The organism is Streptomyces sp. NBC_01485 (genome assembly GCF_036227125.1).
Classification (GTDB): domain Bacteria; phylum Actinomycetota; class Actinomycetes; order Streptomycetales; family Streptomycetaceae; genus Streptomyces.
The window spans coordinates 3170412-3193544 of record NZ_CP109435.1 but is presented as its reverse complement, the minus strand read 5'-3'; the positions used below and the strand labels follow the sequence as shown (position 1 = coordinate 3193544).

Sequence of the window (23133 nt, the reverse complement as noted above, 5' to 3'; positions counted from 1 at the left end):
CCTGGGGATGGAGGAATGGCGTGCTTTGGTGGCAGCCGAGCAAGAGGTCGCTCGATGTCGTGCCGAGGTGAACCAGTTGCCCTCACGTATGGACTTGCTGGCGAAGGCACTTTCAAGTAGTTCGGCGTGGGATCGGTCTGGCGCTCTGGATTTCCTGCGCCTCTTCCCTGAAGACGTTCCGAAGCTGCTCGATCTACTGGTTGACCTTTCCTTGTCAACCGGGTGGGCGCAGCCCGCCCTCGAGGCGATCCGGGCAGCTCGGAAAGGAATTGAGCCATCGCAATTCGTGCGGGTAGCGCTGGACTGCCTATCTGACGGTGAAGTCGAAGACTATCTCAGACTGGCTGACGTGTTGGCCGAGGTTGAAGCGTGGGAGGCTCTGAGTGCCGTGATTGGCAAAGCTGCCGAGAGTGGCGATCCTGAAATCCGGGAAGTTTCTCGCAGTTTCACTGAGAGTCACGGCGGCATGTTGCCTTGATTGGTGAGTAGCCTTCGTTGGTGAAAATGGGCCGAGCCTTGCATTTTCCGAATTTCCGCTCTGTTGGAATTCGGGTCTAACGCGACGGGTGCAGGTCTGTGCTGCGAAGCCTCACTAACTGGTGTCGCTGCCATCTTCGTAATGCATGCCGACTTGGACAACTCCGCTCACAGCATAAGCAAGGCGAGGCTCAACGGGTACCGCACCGTTGAGCCTCGCCTTGTTCATGCGGGTGCTCGCAGCATGGTTATCAGTGCGGCGAGTGGGCGTGAATCGGTGGCGAGAATGGTTTCCGGTTCGTCGCTTTCGCGGAGGAGAACCGTTCCGGCGTGGGTGGCAGTGACGTAGACACAGGCGGAGGCCTCCTGGCTGTATGTGGACTTCTGCCAGTGCAGTTCTGGCATGGACGGCTCCTTCAGAGGTCTTGGGCGAGTTGGGAGATGAAGTCGCGGGAATTGGGTGGGGGGAGGGCTGCCTGGGCGGTGCGGTCCAGGATCAGGCGATAGCGCTCCAATTGGGCGGGGGAGTCGATGAGTTCCGCGCCATGGTCGGTGTCGAGCTGGACGGTATCCAGTTGTTGTACTGGGCCGTGGAAGTAGTCGATGCCTTGGCCCGAGGTGTGGAAGGGGCCGTTCTCGAAGGGGATGACGGTGATCGTGACGTGGTTCAGTTCGCTGATCTCGTTGAGGTGGTGGAGCTGTGCATGGACGGTGGCGCGGTCGCCGAAGTGCATGCGGAGTGCGGCTTCGTGGATGATCGCCGTGTAGGGCGGGGGCTGTTCGCGGTGCAGGATTTCCTGGCGTTTGATGCGGTGTGAGACGCGGTGCTCGATCTCGTGCGGCTTGAGGGTCGGGACCGTGTGGTTGAACAGGGTGCGGGCGTGGTCGGGGGTCTGGAGCAAGCCCGGGATGTTGATGACGTGGGCCACGCGTAGCGCGGTGGCGTGGTGTTCGACTTCGGTCAGATCCAGGACGCGGGGGGAGAGGATGTCCCGGTACTCCTCCCACCATCCGCGCCGACGTTCGCCGGTCAGGGTGGTGAGGGCGTCGATCAGGGGTTCGTCGGTGCAGTCGTAGTGCCGGGCGATGGTGCGGACGCGGTCGGCGCTCACTCCGTAGCGTCCCGCTTCGATGTTGCTCACGCGTGACTGCGTTGCTCCGACGAGTGCTGCGGCCTGGGTGGCGGAGAGGTCGGCCCGCTCGCGCAGCCTGCGCAGTTCGACACCGAGGCGTCGGCGCCGGGCGGTGGGGAGGGGGTTCGGTTGCGGCATCGGCTGGAACTTCCCGTTCGTACGTACGTCGCGCAAGTCACCCATACGAAGGTAATGGGGGCTGTATTCCCGTCGGTTCATGGAATGTAGTCCATGAACTGCTCTACGGTGAGTCTCGAGCCGCTCAACCGCCCCGCCGATAACCCGGAAGCGCACCGCGCAGCACGTCACGTGTGCGTGGCACTGCCACCGCCCGGCCGGGCCAGGCCGTCGAGCGGACCGAAGAGCCAACTTCCCCCACCGCAGGAGGCGTTCATGGTCACCGTATCCCCGTCGGAGTGCGAAGCAGTTCCAACTTGGGCGTACGTGCTTCAACTGCCCCATGATCCCCGTGGTGCCCGCATCGCCCGCGTCACCCTCCGGGCCGTCCTCGCCGGACACGGCATGGTCCAACTCCAGGACTCCGCCGAACTGTTGGCCACCGAACTCGTCACCAACGCCTACCGGCACTCCACCGGCCCCGCCACCCTCCGCCTCCGCGGCCTCGGTCGCAGTCGGCTGCGGGTGAGCGTCTGGGACGCCAATCCCCACATCCCGCCCCCGTTCGACAAGCGGTCCGGGTCCATCCACCTCCCCGCCTCGGCGAGTGTCGAAGCGGAGGGTGGGCGTGGGCTCTTCCTCGTGTGTCATTACGCCGAGACGTGGGGTGGGTATCCGCTCGGCGGCAGCCCCTCCGGGGGTGGCGGGAAGCTCCTGTGGTGCGAGGTCGGCGGGTGAGCGTTGCCGAGGGGCGGGCGGCTGTCACAGCCCGGCGCTATCGTGGTTCAGGTGACACGCTCTGTAATCAGTGGAGGATCGTGGTGACCGTCATGACCGAGCGCCCCCGGGCCATAGACACCCCTCCGAGCGGAGCCTTCGAGGACCTGCTCCAGATCGTCGAAGGACTGGACACACCTGCCGGCTGCAAGGCCGAGCTCATCCGGGGGAAGATCGTCGTGTCGCCGTGGTCGAAGCTGCGCTACAAGAAGGTCATGAAAGCGCTCCGGCTTCAGTTGGAGCCGCATGCTCCGGAAGGGCACGACGTGGACGTGGCCCCCTTTCTCTTCACCTTCCCCGGGTCTGAGCGGGGATACGGGCCCGATCTCCACGTCGCCGACGAATCCGCCTTCGACGCCGAAGGCCGTCACGCCGACGGCACCGCCCTCTCCCTCGCCGCCGAGCTGACCTCCGACTCCACCAAGGACGTCGACTGGCTCGACAAGATGGAGACGTACGGGCGGGTCGTCCCCGTGTATCTGCTTCTCGACATGCGGGTCGGGGAGATCAACGTGCTGTGGGATCCGTCTCCCAAGGGGTACCGGTCGCGGACCAACGTCCCCTTCGGGCGGCCCGTCCGCATCCCCGCACCCTTCGACTTCGACCTCGACACGTCCGGGTTCGCCGTCGAGGAGGCCGAGAACCCGGAAGACGAGCAGAGGTGAGCGGCGGGCCCGGCCCGGTTTGACCCCCGAACTGCCGCCCCGTAGCCTTGACCCTCGGCGTGTCGGTTGACACGCCACATTCCCGTAAACCTCTTCCTCCCGGATGCCGGTACCTCGGTGGCCGGGAGAGGCCGTCCGTGTCTGTTGCCGGGTGGCTGGACTGCGGGGATGCCGTCCCGAGCGAGAGAGTGAGATCCGTTTTGTACGCCATCGTGCGCAGCGGTGGTCGCCAGCACAAGGTTGCTGTCGGCGACACCGTTGAGGTTGACAAGATTCCCACTGCCAAGGTTGGCGACACGGTCGAGCTCTCGACCCTGCTCGTTGTCGACGGCGACGCTGTGACCAGCGACCCGTGGGTCCTGGCCGGCATCAAGGTCCAGGCCGAGATCGTGGACCACCACAAGGGTGTCAAGATCGACATCCTTCGCTACAAGAACAAGACCGGCTACCGCCGTCGTCAGGGCCACCGCCAGCAGTACACGGCGATCAAGGTCACTGAGATCCCCGCGGCTGCGAAGTAAGGGACTGAGGAGAGATGGCACACAAGAAGGGCGCATCGTCCACCCGGAACGGTCGCGACTCCAATGCCCAGCGGCTCGGCGTGAAGCGCTTCGGCGGTCAGGTCGTCAACGCGGGTGAGATCCTGGTCCGCCAGCGCGGCACGCACTTCCACCCCGGCGCGGGCGTCGGCCGTGGCGGCGACGACACGCTGTTCGCGCTGAACGCCGGTGCGGTGGAGTTCGGTACCCACCGTGGCCGCAAGGTCGTGAACATCGTTCCGGTCGCCGCCTGAGGCACCTGACCGGAAGCTTTCGCGAGGCGGACCTCACTTCCCCTACGGGAAGCGGGTCCGCCTTTCGCGTGTTTCTACTAGCGCAGCACCTGGCTGTACCTAAAAGACTTTCCTGTACGTAACTGGAGGCACATCCCATGACCACCTTCGTGGACCGCGTCGAACTGCATGTCGCCGCGGGTAACGGAGGCCACGGCTGTGCCTCCGTCCACCGTGAGAAGTTCAAGCCGCTCGGCGGCCCCGACGGGGGCAACGGCGGGCGCGGCGGCGATGTGATCCTGGTCGTCGACCAGTCGATCACCACGCTCCTCGACTACCACCACAAGCCCCACCGCAGCGCCACCAACGGCAAGCCCGGCGAGGGCGGCAACCGCTCCGGCAAGGACGGCCAGGACCTGATCCTGCCGGTCCCGGACGGCACGGTGATCCAGGACAAGGCCGGCAACGTGCTGGCGGACCTGGTCGGCCACGGCACCTCGTACGTCGCTGCCCAGGGCGGTCGCGGCGGGCTCGGCAACGCGGCGCTGTCCTCGGCCCGCCGCAAGGCGCCCGGCTTCGCGCTGCTCGGCGAGCCCGGTGGCTTCCACGACATCGTCATGGAGCTGAAGACGGTCGCGGACGTGGCCCTCGTCGGCTACCCGAGCGCGGGCAAGTCGTCGCTGATCTCCGTCCTGTCCGCCGCCAAGCCGAAGATCGCGGACTACCCGTTCACCACCCTCGTCCCGAACCTGGGCGTGGTGACGGCCGGCTCCACGGTCTACACGATCGCCGACGTGCCGGGCCTGATCCCGGGCGCCAGCCAGGGCAAGGGGCTCGGCCTCGAGTTCCTGCGCCACGTCGAGCGGTGCAGCGTCCTCGTGCACGTCCTCGACACGGCCACCCTCGAATCCGAGCGCGACCCGCTCTCCGATCTCGACATGATCGAGGAGGAGCTCAAGCAGTACGGCGGTCTCGGCAACCGGCCGCGCCTCGTGGTGCTGAACAAGATCGACGTCCCGGACGGCAAGGACCTCGCGGAGATGGTGCGGCCGGAGCTGGAGGCTCGCGGATACCGCGTCTTCGAGGTGTCCGCCGTCGCCCACATGGGTCTGAAGGAGCTCTCCTTCGCCGTCGCCGAGATGGTGGGCGCGGCGCGCGCGGCCAAGCCGAAGGAGGAGGCGACCCGGATCGTCATCCGCCCGAAGGCGGTCGACGACACCGGCTTCACCGTCACGATGGAGGAGGACGGCCTGTTCCGCGTCCGGGGCGAGAAGCCCGAACGCTGGGTGCGGCAGACCGACTTCAACAACGACGAGGCCGTCGGCTACCTCGCCGACCGGCTCAACCGCCTCGGTGTGGAGGCCGCGTTGATGAAGGCGGGCGCCCGGGGCGGCGACGGCGTGGCCATCGGTCCCGAGGACAACGCGGTCGTCTTCGACTGGGAGCCGTCGGTGACGGCCGGCGCCGAGATGCTCGGCCGCCGCGGCGAGGACCACCGCTTCGAGGCCCCGCGCCCCGCGACCACCCGCCGCCGCGACAAGCAGGCCGAACGGGACGAGGCGACCGAGGAGTTCGAGGGCTTCGAGCCCTTCTAGTCCCACAACTCCTGCAAGTTCTGTCGGACAGTCCCAGTCCCAGTCCCAGTCCCGCAGTTCCGGACCCGTTGCGGCCAGCTCCGCAACGGGTCCCTCTTTGTTCCTCGCTGTGCGCCGAATGCCGTGAACCCCGACAACGAATTCCGCGGTAATGGGCTGCCCGATATGAAGAACGGTGCGGTCCCGCTGTAGTCCCGCCTCAAAGGACGTGAAGATCTCCACACCGGACCGGGCGGTCGGGGCGGCTGCCCGTACCCGGATACGGGCCCGGACACGGGCGGCTCGAACGCCCGTGGCGGCGCTGGCAGCGGTCGGCAGACGTTAGAGTCAGCTCGTCACTCTCGGCAATGCGCGACTCCCTGTGCAGTTACTCACAGGATTTCCAGGCAGCATCCGGGGAAGCCGCGTCGATGTCTTAGCAATCGCCGGCGACGCAAGGTGAATGCCAGGTTGCGAGCACATTTGCAGCGAACGGCGCTCGCCTTGCATCGCGGTAACCGCAAGTGGGACCCTTTCTTCGTCCCTGTCGCCACAAGGTAGGTCCTCCGTGTCCCAGCACATAGCCAAGCCCCGTACCACCGCAGTGATCCTGGCCGGTGGCACCGGCCAGCGGGTGGGTCTGTCGATTCCCAAGCAACTGCTGAAGGTCGCCGGCAAGGCAGTCATCGAGCACACCCTGACGACCTTCGAGAAGGCCGACTCGGTCGACGACATCATCGTGCTGATGGCGCCGGGCTATGTGCCCGACGTCGAGAAGATCGTGTCCAAGGCCGGGTTCAAGAAGGTCCGGGCGATCATCGAGGGCGGTTCCACGCGGAACGAGACCACCGAGCGCGCCATCGCCGCCCTGGGCGAGGGACTGGCCGACGGCGAGGACCTCAACGTCCTCTTCCACGACGCCGTACGCCCCCTGCTGTCGCAGCGCGTCATCGACGACTGCGTGGTGGCGCTGGAGCGTTACCAGGCCGTGGACGTCGCCATCCCGTCCGCGGACACCATCATCGTCACGCGTACGCACGGCGAGGACGGCGAGTTCATCACGGAGATCCCGGACCGCTCCCGGCTGCGCCGCGGCCAGACCCCGCAGGCGTTCAAGCTGTCCACCATCCGCCGGGCCTACGAGGTGGCGGCGGGCGACCCCAACTTCCAGGCCACCGACGACTGCACGGTCGTCCTGCGCTACCTGCCGGACGTGCCGATCCACGTCGTGGCGGGCGACGAGTACAACATGAAGGTCACCCAGCCCGTCGACGTCTTCATCGCCGACAAGCTCTTCCAGCTGGCCTCCACCGCCACGCCCGAGCCGTACGGCGAGGAGGTCTACCGCGACCTGCTCACCGGCAAGACCGTGGTCGTCTTCGGCGGTTCGTACGGCATCGGCAAGGACATCGCCGAACTCGCCGGGTCCTACGGCGCCAGTGTCTACGCCCTGGGCCGTTCCACCACCGGCACGCACGTGGAGAACCCGGAGGAGGTCGACGACGCCCTGTCCAAGGCGTACAGCGAGACCGGGCGCATCGACTACGTCGTCAACACCGCGGGCGTGCTGCGCATCGGCAAGCTGGCCGAGACCGACAACGCGACCATCGAGGAAGCGCTGAAGGTCAACTACCTCGCGCCGGTGCAGATCGCACGTTCGGCTTACAAGTACCTGGCGGAGACGAAGGGCCAGTTGCTGCTGTACACCTCCAGCAGCTACACCCGCGGCCGCGCCGAGTACAGCCTCTACTCCTCGACCAAGGCCGCCATGGTGAACCTCACCCAGGCCCTGTCCGACGAGTGGGCCGGTGACGGCATCCGGGTGAACTGCGTCAACCCGGAGCGGACGGCCACTCCGATGCGCACCAAGGCCTTCGGGCAGGAGCCCGCGGGCAGCCTGCTCTCCTCCGAGGCGGTCGCCCGCACCTCGCTCGACGTGCTGCTTTCCGAACTCACCGGGCATGTCATCGACGTCCGCCAGCAGGACCCGACGGCGGCCGCGGGCAAGGCCTCCGGCTTCGAGCAGGCCTTGGCCGGCGTCCTCGACGTACAGGATGGCGTGGCATAATCGAGCGTAAATAGCCACTGAATTTTCAGGCCTCTGTGACTCCCTGTTTACGGAGAATTCACAGAGGCCTGAAGCGTAAAACTCCAGCAAAACTCCCGAAATCTTCACAAAGGATTTTCCGGACTTTTAGCACTTATGACCGGCCCCCTCCCAGAGCAGGTTTCTCCGTGATATCCACCGCTATTCGCGTAGCCCGGGTGGGCTCCGTGGCCGAGCTGGCCGCGGCGGTCCTCATGATGCTGGGCTACCCCGGCCTCATGGCGGCCGCGCTCGTCCCGAGCGCCCCCGCCTTCGCCGCCGCGGCCGCCGTGACGTACCTGGCGGACCTCTACCTCCACCGCAAGCGCAGTCGCCTCATCGGCCTCCTGGGCAAGGTGCGGGCCGGTCTGTCCACCCGGTTCCTGGTCCGCGAACTGCTGCTGATCCTGCTGCTGGCGAGACTCGACCTCTCCCAGGAGCCGGTCTTCTACGCGGCGATCGCGTGCTTCACGGTGTTCTTCGGTCTCCAGGCCCCGCACGGCGCGCTGGTCACCCTGATCGGCAAACGCCGTCAGATGCCGGTCGTGACCAGGAACGTCGACGTGGCCTCCCGGCTGACCATCCCGGACGCCCCGCCGCGCCTCCTGCTCAACCGCGCCACCGTGAAGATGCTCCACCTCGACCTCGCGGCCGTCGTGGGCCTGCTCGTCTGCGCGTTCACCGATGCGGTCCGCCCGGGCTACGCCGGCATCGCGGTCACGCTCGCGCTGGGCACGCTGTACGTCGTCGTACTGGTGCCGCACCTGCGGGCGAAGCGGCTCCCGCCGAGGGCCCCCAAGGTCCTGGGCACGGTCAGCGCCTGGCTGCGCGAGTACCGGCCGGAGACGGTGCTGTACTTCTCCGGCGGCGACGACTCCGCCTACCAGGTCAACATGTGGCTGGAGACCATGGAGCAGATGGAGGCCCGGCCCCTGATCCTGCTGCGGGAGCGGGACGTCCTGGAGAACATGGCGCCCACCTCGGTCCCGGTCATCTGCGTGCCCGGGGGGGTGCACCTGATGAACCTGGACCTGTCCATGGTGCGGGTCGCGTTGTACTGCGCCAACGTCGGCAAGAACATCCACCTGCTGCGCGTGCCGACCATGAAGCACGTCTTCATCGGCCACGGCGACAGCGACAAGGCCGCCAGCGTCAACCCGTTCAGCAAGGCCTACGACGAGGTCTGGACCGCCGGCCGCGCGGGCCGCGACCGGTATGCCATCGCCGACGTCGGAATCCGCGACGAGGACGTCGTCGAGGTCGGCCGCCCGCAACTGGCGCCGATCAAGACCGCGCGGGACGCCCCGCCGCAGGACCGCATCCCCACCGTCCTGTACGCGCCCACCTGGGAGGGCTGGGACGACAACCCGGGCAACACCTCGCTCATCCTGGCCGGCGAGAACATCGTCAGGAAGCTGGTCGCGGCCGAGCCCCCGGTCCGCGTCCTCTACAAGCCGCACCCCTTCACCGGCAACCGCAGCGCCAAGGCGGCCGCCGCGCACCGGCGGGTCACCGCCCTGATCAAGAAGGCCGCGGCCCAGCGCGCCGCCGACGCCCGCTTCACCGCGGACCCGGCGGCCCAGGCCCGGGCCAAGACGGAGCTGGCCCGCCTCAAGGCCCGCCTGGACGGCCTCTCGCTGGCCTTCGACGAGCGCGCCGACGAGGCCGTGACCAGCCGTGACGGCATCGTCGACGTCCGCAAGCACGAGGAGGCCGCCCGGCTGCGCGCCGAGTGGAACGAGACCTACTGGCGCTCCTTCCCGTCCTACGAGCACCGGGTGATCACCGGCGCCGGACCGCGGCTGTACGACTGCTTCAACGCCTCCGAGGCGATGGTCTCCGACATCTCCAGCGTCGTCTCCGACTTCATCGCGAGCGGTAAGCCCTACGCGGTCACGGACTCCGCGGAGCTGGGCGCGGAGGAGTTCCGGCGGCAGAACACCGCGGTGCGCGCGGCCGTGCTGCTCGGCAACGGCGCCGCCGAGCTGGACCGGCTGCTGGACGCGGTGCGCGACCCGGCCGCCGATCCGCTGGCCAAGGACCGCAGGGAACTCAAGGAGTACCTGCTCGGGCCCGACGAGCCGACGTCCCTCGAACAGTTCGACGCCGCGCTCGCCGCCCTCGCGCTGAAGGCCGAGGCCCGCAATGCCGGCCAGGAGTCCCACGGCGCCGCGCCGGGCGGCCCGCTGGACGGGCCGCCGGATGACGAGCCGGCCCTGACCAACGGGGTCACGACCGCCTGACGTCCGCGTTCTCCCCGGCCGGGCCCCCGGAGTGAACTCTCCGGGGGCCCGGCTTTTCGTGCATCCTGTGATGTGGAACACGTGACAGAACCGAAGCAACCCTTCCTGTTCATCGGCCGTCTATCGGATATCCAGAGGATTCCTGAGCATTCAAGAGGGGACCGTTGCGTGGTGAGAGGGAACAGTGACCGTTGTGCAGCCTGACGTCACGGTGGTCATCGGGGCGTACGAAGCCATGCCGTACCTGGTGGAGTGCCTGGCGTCGGTCGAGGCACAGACGCTGGACCCGGCACGCCTGGAGGTCATAACCGTCGACGACGGCTCACGGGACGGCACCGGGGAGTACCTGGAGGAGTTCGCCGCCCGCGTCCCCATGGCCGTCACGGTGATCCGCCAGGAGAACTCCGGCGGCCCCAGCGGCCCACGCAACGTCGGCCTCGCCAAGGCCACCGGGCGCTACGTCTTCTTCCTCGACGCCGACGACCGGCTCGGCGCCGAGGCCCTGGAACGCATGGTCGCGATGGCCGACCGCAACGGCACGGACGTCGTCCTGGGCCGGGTCGAGGGCATCAACCGCAACCCTCCGAAGTCGATGTGGGGCAAGACGCTCGAGCGGACGGACGTCTTCTCCTCCAACATCAAGTTCACGCTCAGCGCGCAGAAGCTGTTCCGCCGGGAGTTCCTGGAGCGCCACGGCATGCGCTTCGACGAGTCCCTGTGGACCGGCGAGGACGCGCTGTTCACCATGGAGGCCTATCTGCGGGCCGACGGCGTCTCCGTGGTCGCCGACTACACCTGCTACTACCTGGTCGGCCGCAGCGACGGCAAGCACGTGACGAAGAGCGGCAGCTACACGCTGCGCTTCGACTCCGCGCGCGCCCTGATGGGCCTGCTGGAGCGGCTGCTCCCGCCCGGCGCCAAGCGTGACGTGCTCATGGTCCGCCCGTTCCTGGTCACCGTGCTGCCGCAGTTCGGGCCCGTCTTCCTCAGGAACGACGAGGAGATCCGGCGCACCAAGCTGGAGCTGGCCAAGCCCCTGATGGACGCGTACTGGAACGAGGGCGTGGCCCAGCGCCTCAACGTCCACGAGCGGCTGCGCCTGGAGCTGGTCGCCCGGCAGCGCCCCGACCTCCTCGTGGACGTCCTGGAGTTCATCCAGGCCAAGACCGAGCCGACGCCGGTCCTGAAGAAGCGCAACACCCAGCTCTTCCTGGCCTACCCGCACTACGGCTCCCAGACGGCCGGCATCCCCGACCGCGTCTACCTCGCCGAACCCCGCGAGGCCAAGGCCTACCCGGGCTGGCGCAAGGACACCACCGAGACCTTCCTGCGCGGCTTCACCCGCAAGGTCCGCCGAAAGCTCAGCAGACTCCGCCGGCGGACGATGAGACCGGGCGGTACGGCGGCGGTGTGAGCCAGACCGGGACCGCCCTTCGTGCCGTACGCAAAGCATGAGCGAACGGTCACGACGCCGGCACCGTCCGCGAAGTGAAACCCCCGCGCGGCCTCCGCCCCTGTTCGCGTAGATTGCCAGGCGGGCAGCCGTGGACCTACGCAAGGGGCGCAGAACAAGGTGGCAGGGGCAAGGCAGGCCGCAGAGGTCAGGCAGGCCGTGGGCGAGGCCCGCAGGATCGTCGTCAAGGTCGGCTCCTCGTCGCTGACCACCGCCGCCGGCGGGCTCGACGCCGACCGGGTCGACGCGCTCGTCGACGTCCTCGCCAGGAGCCGCAGCGGGGGAGAGAAGGAGGTCGTCCTCGTCTCCTCGGGCGCCATCGCCGCCGGCCTCGCCCCGCTGGGACTGCGCCGCCGCCCCAAGGATCTCGCCCGCCAGCAGGCCGCCGCGAGCGTCGGCCAGGGCCTCCTCGTCGCCCGCTACACCGCCTCCTTCGCGCGCTACGGCGTCCGCGTCGGCCAGGTGCTGCTGACCAGCGACGACATGAGCCGGCGCGCCCACCACCGCAACGCCTCCCGCACCCTGGACATGCTGCTCGCGATGGGCGCGTTCCCGATCGTGAACGAGAACGACACCGTCGCCACCGACGAGATCCGCTTCGGCGACAACGACCGGCTCGCCGCCCTCGTCGCCCACCTCGTCCACGCCGACCTGCTGGTCCTGCTGTCCGACGTCGACGGCGTCTACGACGGCGACCCCAGCAGGCCCGGCACGTCGCGGATCGCGGAGGTGCGGGGCCCCGAGGATCTCGCGCACGTCGAGATCGGCAGCGCCGGCAAGGCGGGCCTCGGCACCGGCGGCATGGCCACCAAGGCCGAGGCCGCCCGGATCGCGGCCGCCGCGGGCATCCCCGTGGTCCTCACCAGCGCCGTCCACGCGGCCGACGCCTTCACCGGCGGGGACACCGGCACCTACTTCCACCCCACCGGCAAACGTTCCGCGGACCGGCTGCTGTGGCTCCAGCACGCGTCCACCCCGCAGGGGTCGCTCACGCTGGACGACGGGGCCGTGCGCGCGGTCGTCGAGCGGCGCACCTCGCTGCTGCCGGCCGGGATCGCCGCCGTCGAGGGCGAGTTCAGCGCGGGCGACCCCGTCGAACTGCGCGACACCCGGGGGCGTGCGGTGGCCCGCGGCCTCGTCAACTTCGACGCCAAGGAGATCCCCCAGCTGATCGGCCGGTCGACCCGGGATCTGGCGCGGGAACTGGGCGCGGAGTACGAGCGCGAGGTCGTCCACCGGGACGACCTGGTGATCCTGAACCCGTAAACCCGCTCGAACGGTCCGTACCGGTGGGGGACGTTCCGTGAAACCGCCCCACGGAGCCGTGCGGCCTGCTCAACTTTGTCTCAGGGACAGGCTGCGGGAGTCCGGCGGGTCACCGCCGGACACATCCCCGCACGAGCGCTGCGTAAAGGAGGCCGTCGTGAGACGAGTGCGCCCTGGGGTGGCAGCGGCCCGCGGGAGTACCGGCGGGACCGGTTCCACGTCATCGGCGTCATCGTCGTCGGCGACGGCGTCCCGCGCGGCGGGTTCGTCGGCGGCGCGGGCGCCCGGCGAGGAGCGCGCCCTGACCAGCGTGGCGGCCGGCGAGCGGTACCGGGCCCAGGCCCAGGCCCAGGAGGACGCCGAGTCGAAGGGCGGACGGCCCGCGGACCTTCCCCGGCTGTGGCATGTCACCCTCAGCGTCTCCGGCGAGGAGGCCCCGGTGGCGGAGGTCCGGCGCGCGCTCGAACAACTCGCCCACGACCACCCCTTCCTCCTGACCAGCAGATACGCGGGCGATCACGCCGAGATCCGGTACTGGGAGGAGGCCCGCGACCTGCACGACGCGGCGGCCGTCGCCCTGCGCCTGTGGGGCGAGCACCGCCAGACGGCCGGCCTGCCGCCCTGGGAGATCGTCGGCCTGGAGGTCATCGACCGCCAGACCTACCACCAGCGCATCGCGGAGGGCTACGGCCCGGCCCCGGCGACGCCGGTGGGTGTACATCCCTATTGACAGCGGTCACGGAATTGATAGCGACCACGGACCGTGACCATTGATTGAGGAACCCCCACGGCGAGCAACCACGTCCGCGAGAGCGGCGCCGGTTTAGGCGCAAAGGGGGTCTCGGGGGCTGGAACGAGGGGTGAAGGGGCCCGCGCGGCGCACTACCCTTCCCGTATGACCACGCTCTCGCCGTACGACTCCATGTCCCCGGTCACCCGCGCCGCCTACCGGGCCAAGGCGGCCGCCGCCGACCTCGCGCCGCTGCCCCGGGCCGCCAAGGACGACGCGCTGCTCGCCATCGCGGACGCGCTGGAGGTCCGTACGAGTGAGATCGTCGAGGCCAACGCCAAGGACATCGCCAAGGCGCGCGAGGCCGGGACCAGCGAGTCGATCGTCGACCGGCTGACCCTCACCCCGGAGCGGGTCCGCGCCATCGCCTCCGACGTGCGGGACGTCGTCGCGCTGCCCGACCCGGTCGGCGAGGTCGTCCGCGGCTCCACCCTCCCCAACGGCATCGACCTGCGCCAGGTCCGCGTCCCGCTCGGCGTCGTCGGCATCATCTACGAGGCCCGGCCGAACGTCACCGTGGACGCCGCCGCCCTCTGCCTGAAGTCCGGCAACGCGGTCCTGCTGCGCGGCTCGTCCTCCGCCTACGAGTCGAACACCGCCCTCGTGCGGGTGATCCGCGACGCCGTCGGCGGCGCCGGGCTGCCCGCCGACGCCGTACAGCTCGTGCCCGGCGAGGGCCGCGACAGCGTGCGCGAGCTGATGCGCTCCCGCGGTCTGGTCGACGTCCTCATCCCGCGCGGCGGCGCCTCGCTCATCCAGACCGTCGTCACCGAGTCCACCGTCCCGGTCATCGAGACCGGCGTCGGCAACTGCCACGTCTACGTCGACGCTCACGCCGACCTCGACATGGCGATCGACATCCTGATCAACTCCAAGGCGCAGCGGCCGAGCGTCTGCAACTCCGCCGAGACCCTCCTGGTCCACCAGGACATCGCCCCCGAGTTCCTGCCCCGCGCCCTCGACGCGCTCGCCGAGGCGGGCGTGACCGTGCACGCCGACGAGCGGGTGCTGGCCTACGCCAAGGACTCCAAGGCGACCGTGGTCGAGGCCACGCCCGAGGACTGGGAGACGGAGTACCTGTCGTACGACATCGCCGCGGCGGTCGTCGACTCCCTCGACAAGGCCGTCGAGCACATCCGGCTGTGGACCTCCGGTCACACCGAGGCGATCGTGACCACCTCGCAGCAGGCGGCCCGCCGCTTCACCCAGCTGGTCGACTCCACCACGGTGGCCGTGAACGCCTCCACCCGCTTCACCGACGGCGGCCAGTTCGGCTTCGGCGCGGAGATCGGCATCTCCACCCAGAAGCTGCACGCCCGGGGCCCGATGGGCCTGCCGGAGCTGACCAGCACCAAGTACATCGTCACGGGCGACGGGCACGTGCGCCGCTGACGAATTTCCGTACCGCCTGCCCAAATTGACCCTCCAGGTCTACTCTGGACTCGTGCCGGAGGACGTGGGGGGTATGCCGTTCCCTGACGGCTGGGAGCCCGACGACGAACACGACCGCGGGGTGTCGGACGAAGAGTTCGCATCCGTGGTCTTCGACGAGGCCTTCGTACAGGCGGCCGTGGTGCACGAGCCGACCGCCGTCGAACGCCTCCTGGCCGCCGCGGAGGCGAGAGCCGAGGCCTCCGAGGCGGAGGCCCGCCGGGCCCGCGCCCGGGGCGACCGCTACGACGACGCCTACGGCCCCGACGGACCCGGCGATTTCGGCCATGATCCGGAACTCGACGACCTGGACGACGCCGACCTCCTCGAAGGCCGCTACGGAGCTCCCGGGACCTACGGCAGGCACGTCCGCTGGCATCGCCCGGTGGCCTGGATGCTCGCCGTGATCATGGGCGTCGGCATGGTGGCGCTGGCCTTCGCCGCGGTCTACCGGGGCGCGTCCTCCTCCGGCAGCCGCGACCAGGTGCCGCTGCCCGCCACGACCGGTCTCGAGCAGGGGAGCGTGCCGCCCCCGTCGGCGTCGGCCAGCTATTCCCAGCCACCCGTCTCGGCGTTCCCGCACACGCCCTGAACACACGTTTGACGGATGTGTGACGCACGGCTGTGCGAAGGCTCCGGGCGCGCGGCCGAAGCCGGTGAGAACCTGTCAGAACTTGTCGTACAGCAGGGCGTTTACCTGGGCTCCGTGCGACCTACTCTCAAAGTATGGCCGGGCCTGGAGACCCACCCGAGGGGACACCCGAGAGCACTTCCGGAGGCGGAGAGGACGAGTACCGATCCGTCGTCTTCGACGAATCGTTCGTTCGCGCTGCCCGCATCCAGGAGTACTCCGCGCAGGAGCGCCTGGCCGACCACGCGCCCGCCGTCCGCCGCCGCCCGCCCCTGCGCCGGGGGCTGTCCCGGCAGGTGCTGATCCTGGTCCTGCTGATCGCCGTCGCCTTCGGCACCGCCGTCTACATGGGCGTACGCAGCCCGTACCAGGACTCGGTGCTGCGCGGGCCCGTGGAGCCCCTGCGGATGACCGTCATCCCGCTCTCCCCGCAGGGCGCCGTGCCCGGGGCGGCCGACCCCGAGTCGCTGTTCGCGCACAGCCCCGCCGCGCGGTTCCGCATCGGCGCCGAGGGCATTCCGCTGCCCGCCTCACGGCGCACCGCGCACTTCTCCGACAGCCAGGTCGTCACCGCCCTGACCACGGCCAAGGACTACATCGTGCACTCCTCCCTCTACCCGGAGGTGCTCACCGGGCAGCAGGTGCGGCCCGTGCGCGCCCTGATCGACGCCGAGCAGCTCGACCAGTTCGACGAGAGCTTCAGTCACCCGGCCGCCGACGGCAGGCACGCGCCGACCGGCTGGCTGGTCCGCTTCGACCCCACCCAGGCCCAGCTCGCCGGCAGCAGCATCCGCGTCCAGGGGACCCTGCAGGCCGCCGAGACCGACGCCTCGACCCTCGAGGTCACGGCCGACCACACCTTCGTCTACGCGCTACGGCCCACCGGCGCCGCCGCCACGGCCCCGGCCTCCCTCTTCACCGTCCGCCGTGAGCTGCACTTCCGCTTCGACCGCGACGACCTGCGCACCCACCAGCTCCACCTGATCGTCGCCTACGTCCAGGCCGGCCCCCTGTCCTGCGCCGAGAACTCCACCAACCACCTACGCCCCCTGCTGGCCGGCGAGACCGCCAAAACGGGCGGCCCGGCCGGCACGGACCCCTACGCGACCGGCGGCACGACACCCTTGTGCGGCGCCTTGTCGACCAGCGCGCAGCCGAAGGTGTGAGGGGTTGTGAGGGGCTGGGGGCCGGTGGTGGGAGTCGTCAGTGCTCGTCGTGCGGCGGGGGGTCCGTCGGGTCGGCCGAGCCGTTCCGGGGCGGCTGGTCGTTCGGCGGGGGAGAGGTCGGAGTCGCGAAGCCGCCGAAGCCGCGCCGTACCCGGCCGCCCAGGTCGCCCGCCCCGCCCGCGATGTCGCTGACCAGCTTCATCAGCGGGTCCTTGGAGCTCTTGACGCTGGTCGCGTAGTGGGCGGCGGACTCGCGGAAGGAGTCCGTGACCGAGGTGTCCTTGTCCTCGTCGCGCCGCGGGTAGTGGCCGTCCATGATCCGCTGGTGGTCGCGGGACTCGGCCCACTTCTTCAGCTCGGCCGCACGCACGGTGGTGAAGGGGTGGGTGCGGGGCAGCACGTTGAGGATCTTCAGCACGGAGTCGCGCAGGTCGCCGCCGGCCTCGTACTCCTCGGCCTGCTTCAGGAACGCGTCCACGTTCATCTCGTGCAGATGGTTGCCGCCGGCGATCTTCATCAGCCCCCGCATCGACGCCTTCAGATCCTGGCCGACGAGGAGCCCCGCGCGGTCGGCGGACAGCTCCGACTTGCGGAACCACTCGCGCAGCGCCGTCACGATCGCCATGATCGCGAGGTTGCCCAGCGGGATCCAGGCGACCCGGACCGCCAGGTTGGTCAGGAACAGCAGGATCGTGCGGTACACGGCGTGCCCGGACAGGGCGTGACCCACCTCGTGGCCGATGACCGCCCGCATCTCCTCCTCGTCGAGCAGCTCGACGAGCCCGGTGGTGACCATGATGATCGGCTCGTCCAGACCGATGCACATCGCGTTGGGCTGCGGGTCCTGGTTGACGTACATCGGCGGGACCTTCTCCAGGTCCAGGATGTGACAGGCGTCCCGCAGCATGTCGTTGAGGTGCGCGAACTGCTGGTCGGAGACCCGCACCGAATCGGACAGGAACAGCAGCCGGAGACTGCGCTCGGGCAACAGCCCGCTGAGCGCCTTGAACACCGTGTCGAAACCGCTCAGCCTGCGCAGCGCCACCAGGGCGGAACGGTCGGCCGGGTGCTCGTAGGCTCGCGAGGAGATTCCGGGGAAGCGCCTGCGCTGCCTGCTCGGCACGTGCTCATGGCCCGCGCCGTCGTTCTCGTGGGCGTCGTCGGACATGTCTTCCCCCATGTGCGTCTCTGTGGCCCTCTGCCTGACCCTTGTCCTGACCCTTTACGGACCCTTGTGCGGCCCTTTGCGCCCCCGAAGCAGGGCCCAGCCTAGGCGGCGTTACCGTGGACGGGCACTACACCGAAGGAGTCCCACACCATGGAGCACCGTCCCACAGCCGCCTGGCTCACCGAAGCCGCCGGCGCCGCCCAGCAGCAGGGGGCGGGGAATCTGCTCCGCGTCGTACTGGTCGTGATGATCCTGGGCTGTGTGCTCACCGCGTGGTTCCTGCTACGGGGCTACAAGCGGAAGGACGACTGAGCCGTCGGGAAGGTTCCCGATGGCGGAGTCGGCGTGATCGCCGCCGAGCCGCCCGCTTACGATGGGCCGACGTCTTTATTCCGCCCACACCGGATAGGTCCTGCCGAAGATGAGCCTTCACAGCGCCGCTGCCCAGCTGGTCACCCTCGCCGCCGAGGGCGAGGAGCACGGTGGCAACCACGAGAGCCTCAACCCGCTGATCACCGGCGGCGGCGCTTTCCTCATCCTGCTGCTCCTGCTGTGGATCACCACCCGTTTCAACCGCGACCGCTGAGACACCACGTGTCCACTGTGTTCGGAGTGTTCACCGCGTTCACCGACGGGGGTTCCGGCATAGCGGGGCGCTCCGGGCATCCGTCGGCCGGGGCCCTCAGGCCGGGCCGGTAGGGTCTGCACGCATGGGAGAGCAGGACATGCCTACCGGCCCGTCGAACCCCGGCAAGCGCCGCCTCGGTGTCATGGGCGGGACGTTCGATCCGATCCACCACGGACACCTCGTGGCGGCCAGCGAGGTCGCCGCGCAGTTCCAGTTGGACGAGGTCGTGTTCGTGCCGACCGGGCAGCCGTGGCAGAAGACCCACCGCAGTGTCTCCCCGGCCGAGGACCGCTACCTGATGACGGTCATCGCGACCGCCGAGAACCCGCAGTTCTCGGTCAGCCGTATCGACATCGACCGCGGCGGCCCTACCTACACCGTGGACACCCTGCGCGACCTGCGGTCCCTCAACCCCACCGCCGACCTCTTCTTCATCACCGGCGCCGACGCCCTCGGCCAGATCCTGACCTGGCGGGACAGCGAGGAACTCTTCTCCCTCTCGCACTTCATCGGGGTCACCAGGCCGGGCCATGTCCTGTCCGACCAAGGCCTGCCCGAGGGCGGCGTCTCGCTCGTCGAGGTCCCCGCGCTCGCAATCTCCTCCACAGACTGCCGTGCGAGAGTCGCCAAGGGCGACCCCGTCTGGTATCTGGTGCCGGACGGCGTCGTGCGCTACATCGACAAGCGCGAGCTGTACCGCGGCGAGTGAGCCGAGAGGGGTACCGGTGAACGACCGATACGACGCGGGGTACGGGGCCGACCAGTACGAACTCGTCGGCTACGACGAGTACGGCCAGCCCGTCTACCAGCAGGTCCCGCCCCAGCAGGTCCCGCAGCAGGCCTACGACCCGTACGGGCAGCCGTACCAGGGCCAGGGCCAGGGGCACAGCCAGGACCTGGGCCAGGGGCACGGTCAGGGCCGGCAGGGCTACGGCTACGACCCGTACGCCATGGGCGGGCAGCAGCAGTCGTCGCCGCCCGCCTACGACCCGTACGACACCGGTCAGCAGCCGCCCACCCCCGCGTACGACCCTTACGGGACCGCCCCGCAGGCCCCGTACGACCCCTACGGGCAGACCGCCGCCGGCGGACAGCAGCCGCGGGTCGAACAGCCCCGCGTGGCCGAGCAGACCGCCTACATCCCGCAACAGGCCGGTCCGGTCGAGAACGGGACCGAGCGCAGGACCGGGGCCGGGACCGAAGCCGAGTCCGAGTCCGCGTCCGAGTCCGGTGACGCGACGGCGGCTGACGGGCAACGGGAGTACCACACCGAGCAGTTCGCGTTCGTGGAGGTGCCCGACGGCGACTCCGAGGACGTCATCGACTGGCTGAACTTCACCGAGAACCGCACCGAGCGCCGCGAGGAGGCCAAGCGCCGCGCCCGCGGCCGTATGGTCGCCCTCGTCGTGGCCCTGGCGGTGTTCGCGGTCGGCGGAGTGGGCTACCTCTGGTACGCCGGGAAGCTGCCCGGCCTGTCGTCGTCCTCGGACTCCGGCACCGGCACCACGACCGCCACCACCGCCCAGAAGCGTGACGTGGTCGTCGTCCACCTGCACAACACGGCCGGAGGCGGCACCGCCACGGCGCTGCTCGTCGACAACACCACCACCAAGCAGGCCACCACGGTCCTGCTGCCCAACTCCCTCGTCCTCACGGACCAGGACGGCACCACGACGACCCTCGCCAAGTCCGTCGACGACGACGGCTCGGCCGGCACGCGCGACGCCCTGGACACCGTCCTCGGCACCCGGATCCAGGGCACCTGGCGCCTCGACACCCCCTACCTGCAGAACCTCGTCGACCTCGTCGGCAACATCGAGGTCGACACGAATACGGCCGTGCCCGCGCCCGACGCCAAGAAGGGCGAGGCCCCGCTCGTCACCAAGGGGGAGGGCCAGACCCTCAGCGGCAAGATGGCCGTCGCCTACGCCACGTACCGCGCCGCGGGCGAGGCCCAGAACGCCCAACTGGAGCGGTTCGGCCAGGTCATGCAGGGCGTGCTGCGCAAGGTGTCCTCCGACGCGCAGGGCGCCACCGTCACCGTCCAGACCCTGGCGCAGATCCTCGACCCCTCGCTGACCGACACCGACCTCGGCGCCTTCCTCGCCAAACTCGCCGACCTCGCCAAGGGCGGCGACTACAAGACCGCCCTGCTGCCCGTCCAGACCGACGGCACACTCAGCGCCGAAGCGAGCGCGAGCGTCGTCAAGGACGTCCTCGGCGGCACCGCGAAGAGCCCCGACAAGGACGCGGCCGTCAGCGTCTCCGTGCAGAACGCCAGCGGCGCCAAGGCGAACACCGAGGACGCGCGCGTGGTGCTCCTCAACGGCGGCTTCACCTTCCTGGAGGGCGGCACCCCGGCGAGCACGAAGGCCACCTCCCAGGTGCTCTACGCGGACGCCGCCGACAAGGAGAACGCCGTCGAGGTCGCCAAGACCCTGGGCCTGGACAGCGGCGCGGTGAAGAAGGGCACGGTCTCCGGGAGCGCGGACGTGGCGGTCGTCCTGGGGGAGGACTACAAGCCTTCCTCGTCCGGATGATCCCAGTGATCCGGGCGATCCCTTCATGACGTGGGGTGCCGTCGGCGGTCCGTGAGACCCTTGAGGACAAAAGTCCGCCGACGGAAAGCCATGTAGTGACCGCCACTGACCGCTCCATCGAGCTCATCACCGCCGCCGCACAGGCGGCCGCCGACAAGCTCGCGCACGACATCATCGCCTACGACGTCAGCGACGTGCTGTCCATCACGGACGCCTTCCTGCTGGCCTCCGCGCCCAACGACCGCCAGGTCAAGTCGATCGTCGACGAGATCGAGGAGCGCCTCCAGAAGGAGCTCGGCGTCAAGCCGGTACGCCGTGAGGGCGACCGGGACGCCCGCTGGATCCTGCTCGACTACGTCGACATCGTCGTCCACGTCCAGCACAGCGAGGAGCGCGTCTTCTACGCCCTGGAGCGGCTGTGGAAGGACTGCCCCGAGCTGGAGCTGCCCGCCGACGCCAAGGCCACCCGCGGCAAGGCCCAGGAGCACGCCAAGCTGCAGGCCGAGGAGGACGACGCCGCCGAGTTCGGGGAGCTGCGGTGAGTGACCCCGCCCAGGCGGCCGCCGACCGCACGCCGGGCCGTGGCCGCCGCGTCATCCTCTGGCGGCACGGCCAGACCGCCTGGAACGTGGAGCGCCGCTTCCAGGGCACGACGGACGTCGAGCTGACCGAGACCGGCGTGGCCCAGGCCCGCCGTGCCGCTCGGCTGCTCGCCTCCCTCCAGCCCGACGCCATCGTCGCCTCGGACCTGTCGCGGGCCGCGAACACGGCCGCCGAGCTCGCCGAGCTTTCCGGCCTGACGGTGACCCATGACGAGGGCCTGCGCGAGACGTACGCGGGCGTGTGGCAGGGGCTGACGCACGACGAGATCATCGCCCGCCACGGCGAGGAGTACACCGCGTGGAAGCGCGGTGAGCCGGTGCGCCGCGGCGGCGGCGAGCTGGAGACCGAGGTCGCCGACCGCGCCGCCCCCGTGGTGCTGCGGCATGCCGAGAAGCTGCCCGAGGACGGCACGCTCGTCGTCGTCAGCCACGGCGGCACCATCCGCACTACCATCGGCCGGCTCCTCGGCCTGGAGGCGCACAACTGGGAGAGCCTCGGCGGTCTCTCCAACTGCTGCTGGTCCGTGCTCGGCGTGGGCGCCCGGGGCTGGCGGCTGCTCGAGCACAACGCCGGCACCCTGCCCGAGCCGGTGCTCGGCGACGACGACTGACCGCCGTGGGGCAGCCGGGACCCGGATTTCACTTTCCGGCAGGTCGCAGGCTAAAGTTCTTCTTGTTCGCCCCGCCGAGCGGGAAGAACGCAAGGGGCTATAGCTCAGTTGGTAGAGCGCCTGCATGGCATGCAGGAGGTCAGGAGTTCAATTCTCCTTAGCTCCACAGAACGGCCGGTCGGTTGAGACCGTTTCACGAAGATCCCGCCCCTCAGGGGGCGGGATTTTTTGTCGCGTTCCGCTGTCGTGTTCGGCTGTCGCGAGGACCGGGTCGCCCGGCGCGGGGGGTGCCCCGCCTCCTGGCAGCGGGTACGGCGTGGCCGTCCTCGGCACACTGTTCTTCGAACGGCTTGAGTCACTTGGGGCACCGGAGGCGTATACCTCTTCGGAAGCGCTTCTCACATGCATGTTCGCGCTCGCTACGACAGCCGTCCTCGGTGCCGTGTCCGGACTGGTACTGAGGCGTCGCTGACCGTATTGGCCCGGCCGTGGCAGAATCAAACGGCCGGAAGGGGGCGCGGCCCGACGGGAGGGAGTAGCGATGCCTGCGAGCATCCTCGGAGAGGTCGGCCACCTCTCCGAAGCGGCGTTGACACGGGACAAGGCCACCCGGCTCAGCTGCCCCTCCTGCGGTTCCGGCCATGTGGCCCAAGTGCTCGGCGACAACGGCGGGATTTCCTACGTGTGCACGGCCTGCGGCCACAGCTGGAGCTGATCGATGGGTGCACACAGGCGAAAGTGCGACTGGTGCGGCAGCGGCACCCCGATCGTCCGTGACATGGAGCCGGTCAACCCCGACTACCAGTACTGGTGCGAGGAATGCGCGCGGGCGCTGATCATAAAAGGCGACCCGATCGAGACGTACCGCGAGCTGGAGGGCGAGCCGATCTACGGGCGGCTCCTCGAAGAGCACTGCACGCTCAAACGGTTCTATTCGTTCGTCACCGCTTGACCCTGCCCTGCATGGCTTGATCTTGCATATCGGGTGAAATCGGGCATGGGG

25 protein-coding genes and 1 tRNA gene are annotated in these 23133 nt (G+C 69.3%); 23 read left to right on the top strand and 3 right to left on the bottom strand.

Annotated features, from left to right (window positions below):
- Positions 1–7 precede the first annotated feature (7 nt).
- Positions 8–478 carry a hypothetical protein gene (locus OG352_RS14725; protein ID WP_329217292.1) on the top strand — a complete coding sequence of 157 codons (471 nt, stop codon included), beginning with the start codon at positions 8–10 and terminating at the stop codon, positions 476–478.
- 224 nt (positions 479–702) lie between these two features.
- On the opposite strand, the gene OG352_RS14720 is transcribed toward OG352_RS14725, so the two are convergent.
- Positions 703–882 carry a DUF397 domain-containing protein gene (locus tag OG352_RS14720; RefSeq protein WP_329217290.1) on the bottom strand — a complete coding sequence of 60 codons (180 nt, stop codon included), beginning with the start codon at positions 880–882 and terminating at the stop codon, positions 703–705.
- A gap of 11 nt (positions 883–893) precedes the next feature.
- Positions 894–1748, bottom strand: a complete 855-nt coding sequence (locus tag OG352_RS14715) for a helix-turn-helix domain-containing protein (RefSeq protein ID WP_329217288.1) — start codon at positions 1746–1748, stop codon at positions 894–896.
- A 255-nt stretch (positions 1749–2003) separates the two neighbouring features.
- On the opposite strand from OG352_RS14715, the gene OG352_RS14710 reads away from it, so the two are divergent.
- From OG352_RS14710 to OG352_RS14650, 13 genes are all read left to right on the top strand, one after another.
- A complete protein-coding gene (locus OG352_RS14710; RefSeq protein WP_329217286.1) occupies positions 2004–2465 on the top strand; it encodes an ATP-binding protein in 462 nt (153 codons plus the stop codon).
- A gap of 92 nt (positions 2466–2557) precedes the next feature.
- Entirely contained in the window at positions 2558–3169 is a 612-nt protein-coding gene (locus tag OG352_RS14705) for a Uma2 family endonuclease (protein ID WP_329217284.1), read from the top strand.
- 200 nt (positions 3170–3369) lie between these two features.
- Entirely contained in the window at positions 3370–3690 is a 321-nt protein-coding gene (gene rplU, locus OG352_RS14700; protein ID WP_329223829.1) for a 50S ribosomal protein L21, read from the top strand.
- 14 nt (positions 3691–3704) lie between these two features.
- Complete coding sequence (gene rpmA / locus OG352_RS14695; protein WP_093778313.1) at positions 3705–3962, top strand: 50S ribosomal protein L27; 258 nt, start codon at positions 3705–3707, stop codon at positions 3960–3962.
- A 137-nt stretch (positions 3963–4099) separates the two neighbouring features.
- Positions 4100–5536: a GTPase ObgE gene (gene obgE / locus OG352_RS14690; protein ID WP_329217281.1), complete on the top strand. Its 1437-nt coding sequence runs from the start codon at positions 4100–4102 to the stop codon at positions 5534–5536.
- Positions 5537–6083: 547 nt separating this feature from the next.
- Positions 6084–7583 (top strand): bifunctional cytidylyltransferase/SDR family oxidoreductase, encoded by a 1500-nt coding sequence (locus tag OG352_RS14685; RefSeq protein ID WP_329217279.1) that lies wholly within the window; start codon positions 6084–6086, stop codon positions 7581–7583.
- A gap of 197 nt (positions 7584–7780) precedes the next feature.
- Positions 7781–9844 (top strand): hypothetical protein, encoded by a 2064-nt coding sequence (locus tag OG352_RS14680; RefSeq protein ID WP_329223828.1) that lies wholly within the window; start codon positions 7781–7783, stop codon positions 9842–9844.
- 184 nt (positions 9845–10028) lie between these two features.
- Positions 10029–11258 carry a glycosyltransferase family 2 protein gene (locus OG352_RS14675; RefSeq protein WP_329217277.1) on the top strand — a complete coding sequence of 410 codons (1230 nt, stop codon included), beginning with the start codon at positions 10029–10031 and terminating at the stop codon, positions 11256–11258.
- Positions 11259–11456: 198 nt separating this feature from the next.
- Positions 11457–12563, top strand: a complete 1107-nt coding sequence (gene proB / locus OG352_RS14670; protein ID WP_329223827.1) for a glutamate 5-kinase — start codon at positions 11457–11459, stop codon at positions 12561–12563.
- 157 nt (positions 12564–12720) lie between these two features.
- Positions 12721–13293: a hypothetical protein gene (locus OG352_RS14665; RefSeq protein WP_329217275.1), complete on the top strand. Its 573-nt coding sequence runs from the start codon at positions 12721–12723 to the stop codon at positions 13291–13293.
- A gap of 165 nt (positions 13294–13458) precedes the next feature.
- Positions 13459–14745, top strand: coding sequence for a glutamate-5-semialdehyde dehydrogenase (locus OG352_RS14660; protein ID WP_329217273.1), 1287 nt, complete (start codon positions 13459–13461; stop codon positions 14743–14745).
- A gap of 52 nt (positions 14746–14797) precedes the next feature.
- A complete protein-coding gene (locus tag OG352_RS14655) occupies positions 14798–15376 on the top strand; it encodes an SCO2584 family spore wall biosynthesis protein (protein WP_329217271.1) in 579 nt (192 codons plus the stop codon).
- A 134-nt stretch (positions 15377–15510) separates the two neighbouring features.
- Positions 15511–16581, top strand: coding sequence for an SCO2583 family membrane protein (locus OG352_RS14650; protein ID WP_329217269.1), 1071 nt, complete (start codon positions 15511–15513; stop codon positions 16579–16581).
- A gap of 37 nt (positions 16582–16618) precedes the next feature.
- Here the strand turns inward: OG352_RS14650 and OG352_RS14645 are convergent, their stop codons facing one another.
- Positions 16619–17749 (bottom strand): M48 family metallopeptidase, encoded by a 1131-nt coding sequence (locus tag OG352_RS14645; protein ID WP_329217267.1) that lies wholly within the window; start codon positions 17747–17749, stop codon positions 16619–16621.
- 150 nt (positions 17750–17899) lie between these two features.
- Here OG352_RS14645 and OG352_RS14640 point away from each other — a divergent pair, with 150 nt between their 5' ends.
- The 9 genes from OG352_RS14640 to OG352_RS14595 all read left to right on the top strand — a co-directional run bounded on the left by OG352_RS14640 (position 17900) and on the right by OG352_RS14595 (position 23082).
- Entirely contained in the window at positions 17900–18061 is a 162-nt protein-coding gene (locus OG352_RS14640; protein ID WP_329217265.1) for a hypothetical protein, read from the top strand.
- Between the two features lie 109 nt (positions 18062–18170).
- Positions 18171–18335, top strand: a complete 165-nt coding sequence (locus tag OG352_RS14635; RefSeq protein ID WP_329217263.1) for a hypothetical protein — start codon at positions 18171–18173, stop codon at positions 18333–18335.
- A gap of 124 nt (positions 18336–18459) precedes the next feature.
- Positions 18460–19086 (top strand): nicotinate-nucleotide adenylyltransferase, encoded by a 627-nt coding sequence (gene nadD / locus OG352_RS14630; protein ID WP_329217261.1) that lies wholly within the window; start codon positions 18460–18462, stop codon positions 19084–19086.
- A gap of 16 nt (positions 19087–19102) precedes the next feature.
- A complete protein-coding gene (locus OG352_RS14625; RefSeq protein ID WP_329217259.1) occupies positions 19103–20917 on the top strand; it encodes an LCP family protein in 1815 nt (604 codons plus the stop codon).
- 95 nt (positions 20918–21012) lie between these two features.
- Positions 21013–21459 (top strand): ribosome silencing factor, encoded by a 447-nt coding sequence (gene rsfS / locus OG352_RS14620; RefSeq protein WP_093778342.1) that lies wholly within the window; start codon positions 21013–21015, stop codon positions 21457–21459.
- Positions 21456–22130, top strand: coding sequence for a histidine phosphatase family protein (locus tag OG352_RS14615; RefSeq protein WP_329217255.1), 675 nt, complete (start codon positions 21456–21458; stop codon positions 22128–22130). The genes rsfS and OG352_RS14615 overlap by 4 nt, the downstream gene beginning before the upstream one ends.
- A 93-nt stretch (positions 22131–22223) precedes the next feature.
- A tRNA-Ala gene (locus OG352_RS14610) sits at positions 22224–22296 on the top strand.
- A 375-nt stretch (positions 22297–22671) separates the two neighbouring features.
- Complete coding sequence (locus OG352_RS14600) at positions 22672–22845, top strand: hypothetical protein (RefSeq protein WP_329217253.1); 174 nt, start codon at positions 22672–22674, stop codon at positions 22843–22845.
- A gap of 3 nt (positions 22846–22848) precedes the next feature.
- The gene (locus OG352_RS14595; RefSeq protein WP_003976229.1) at positions 22849–23082 is read left to right on the top strand and encodes a hypothetical protein; all 234 of its coding nucleotides are present in this window, start codon (positions 22849–22851) and stop codon (positions 23080–23082) included.
- The last annotated feature ends 51 nt before the right edge of the window (positions 23083–23133 follow it).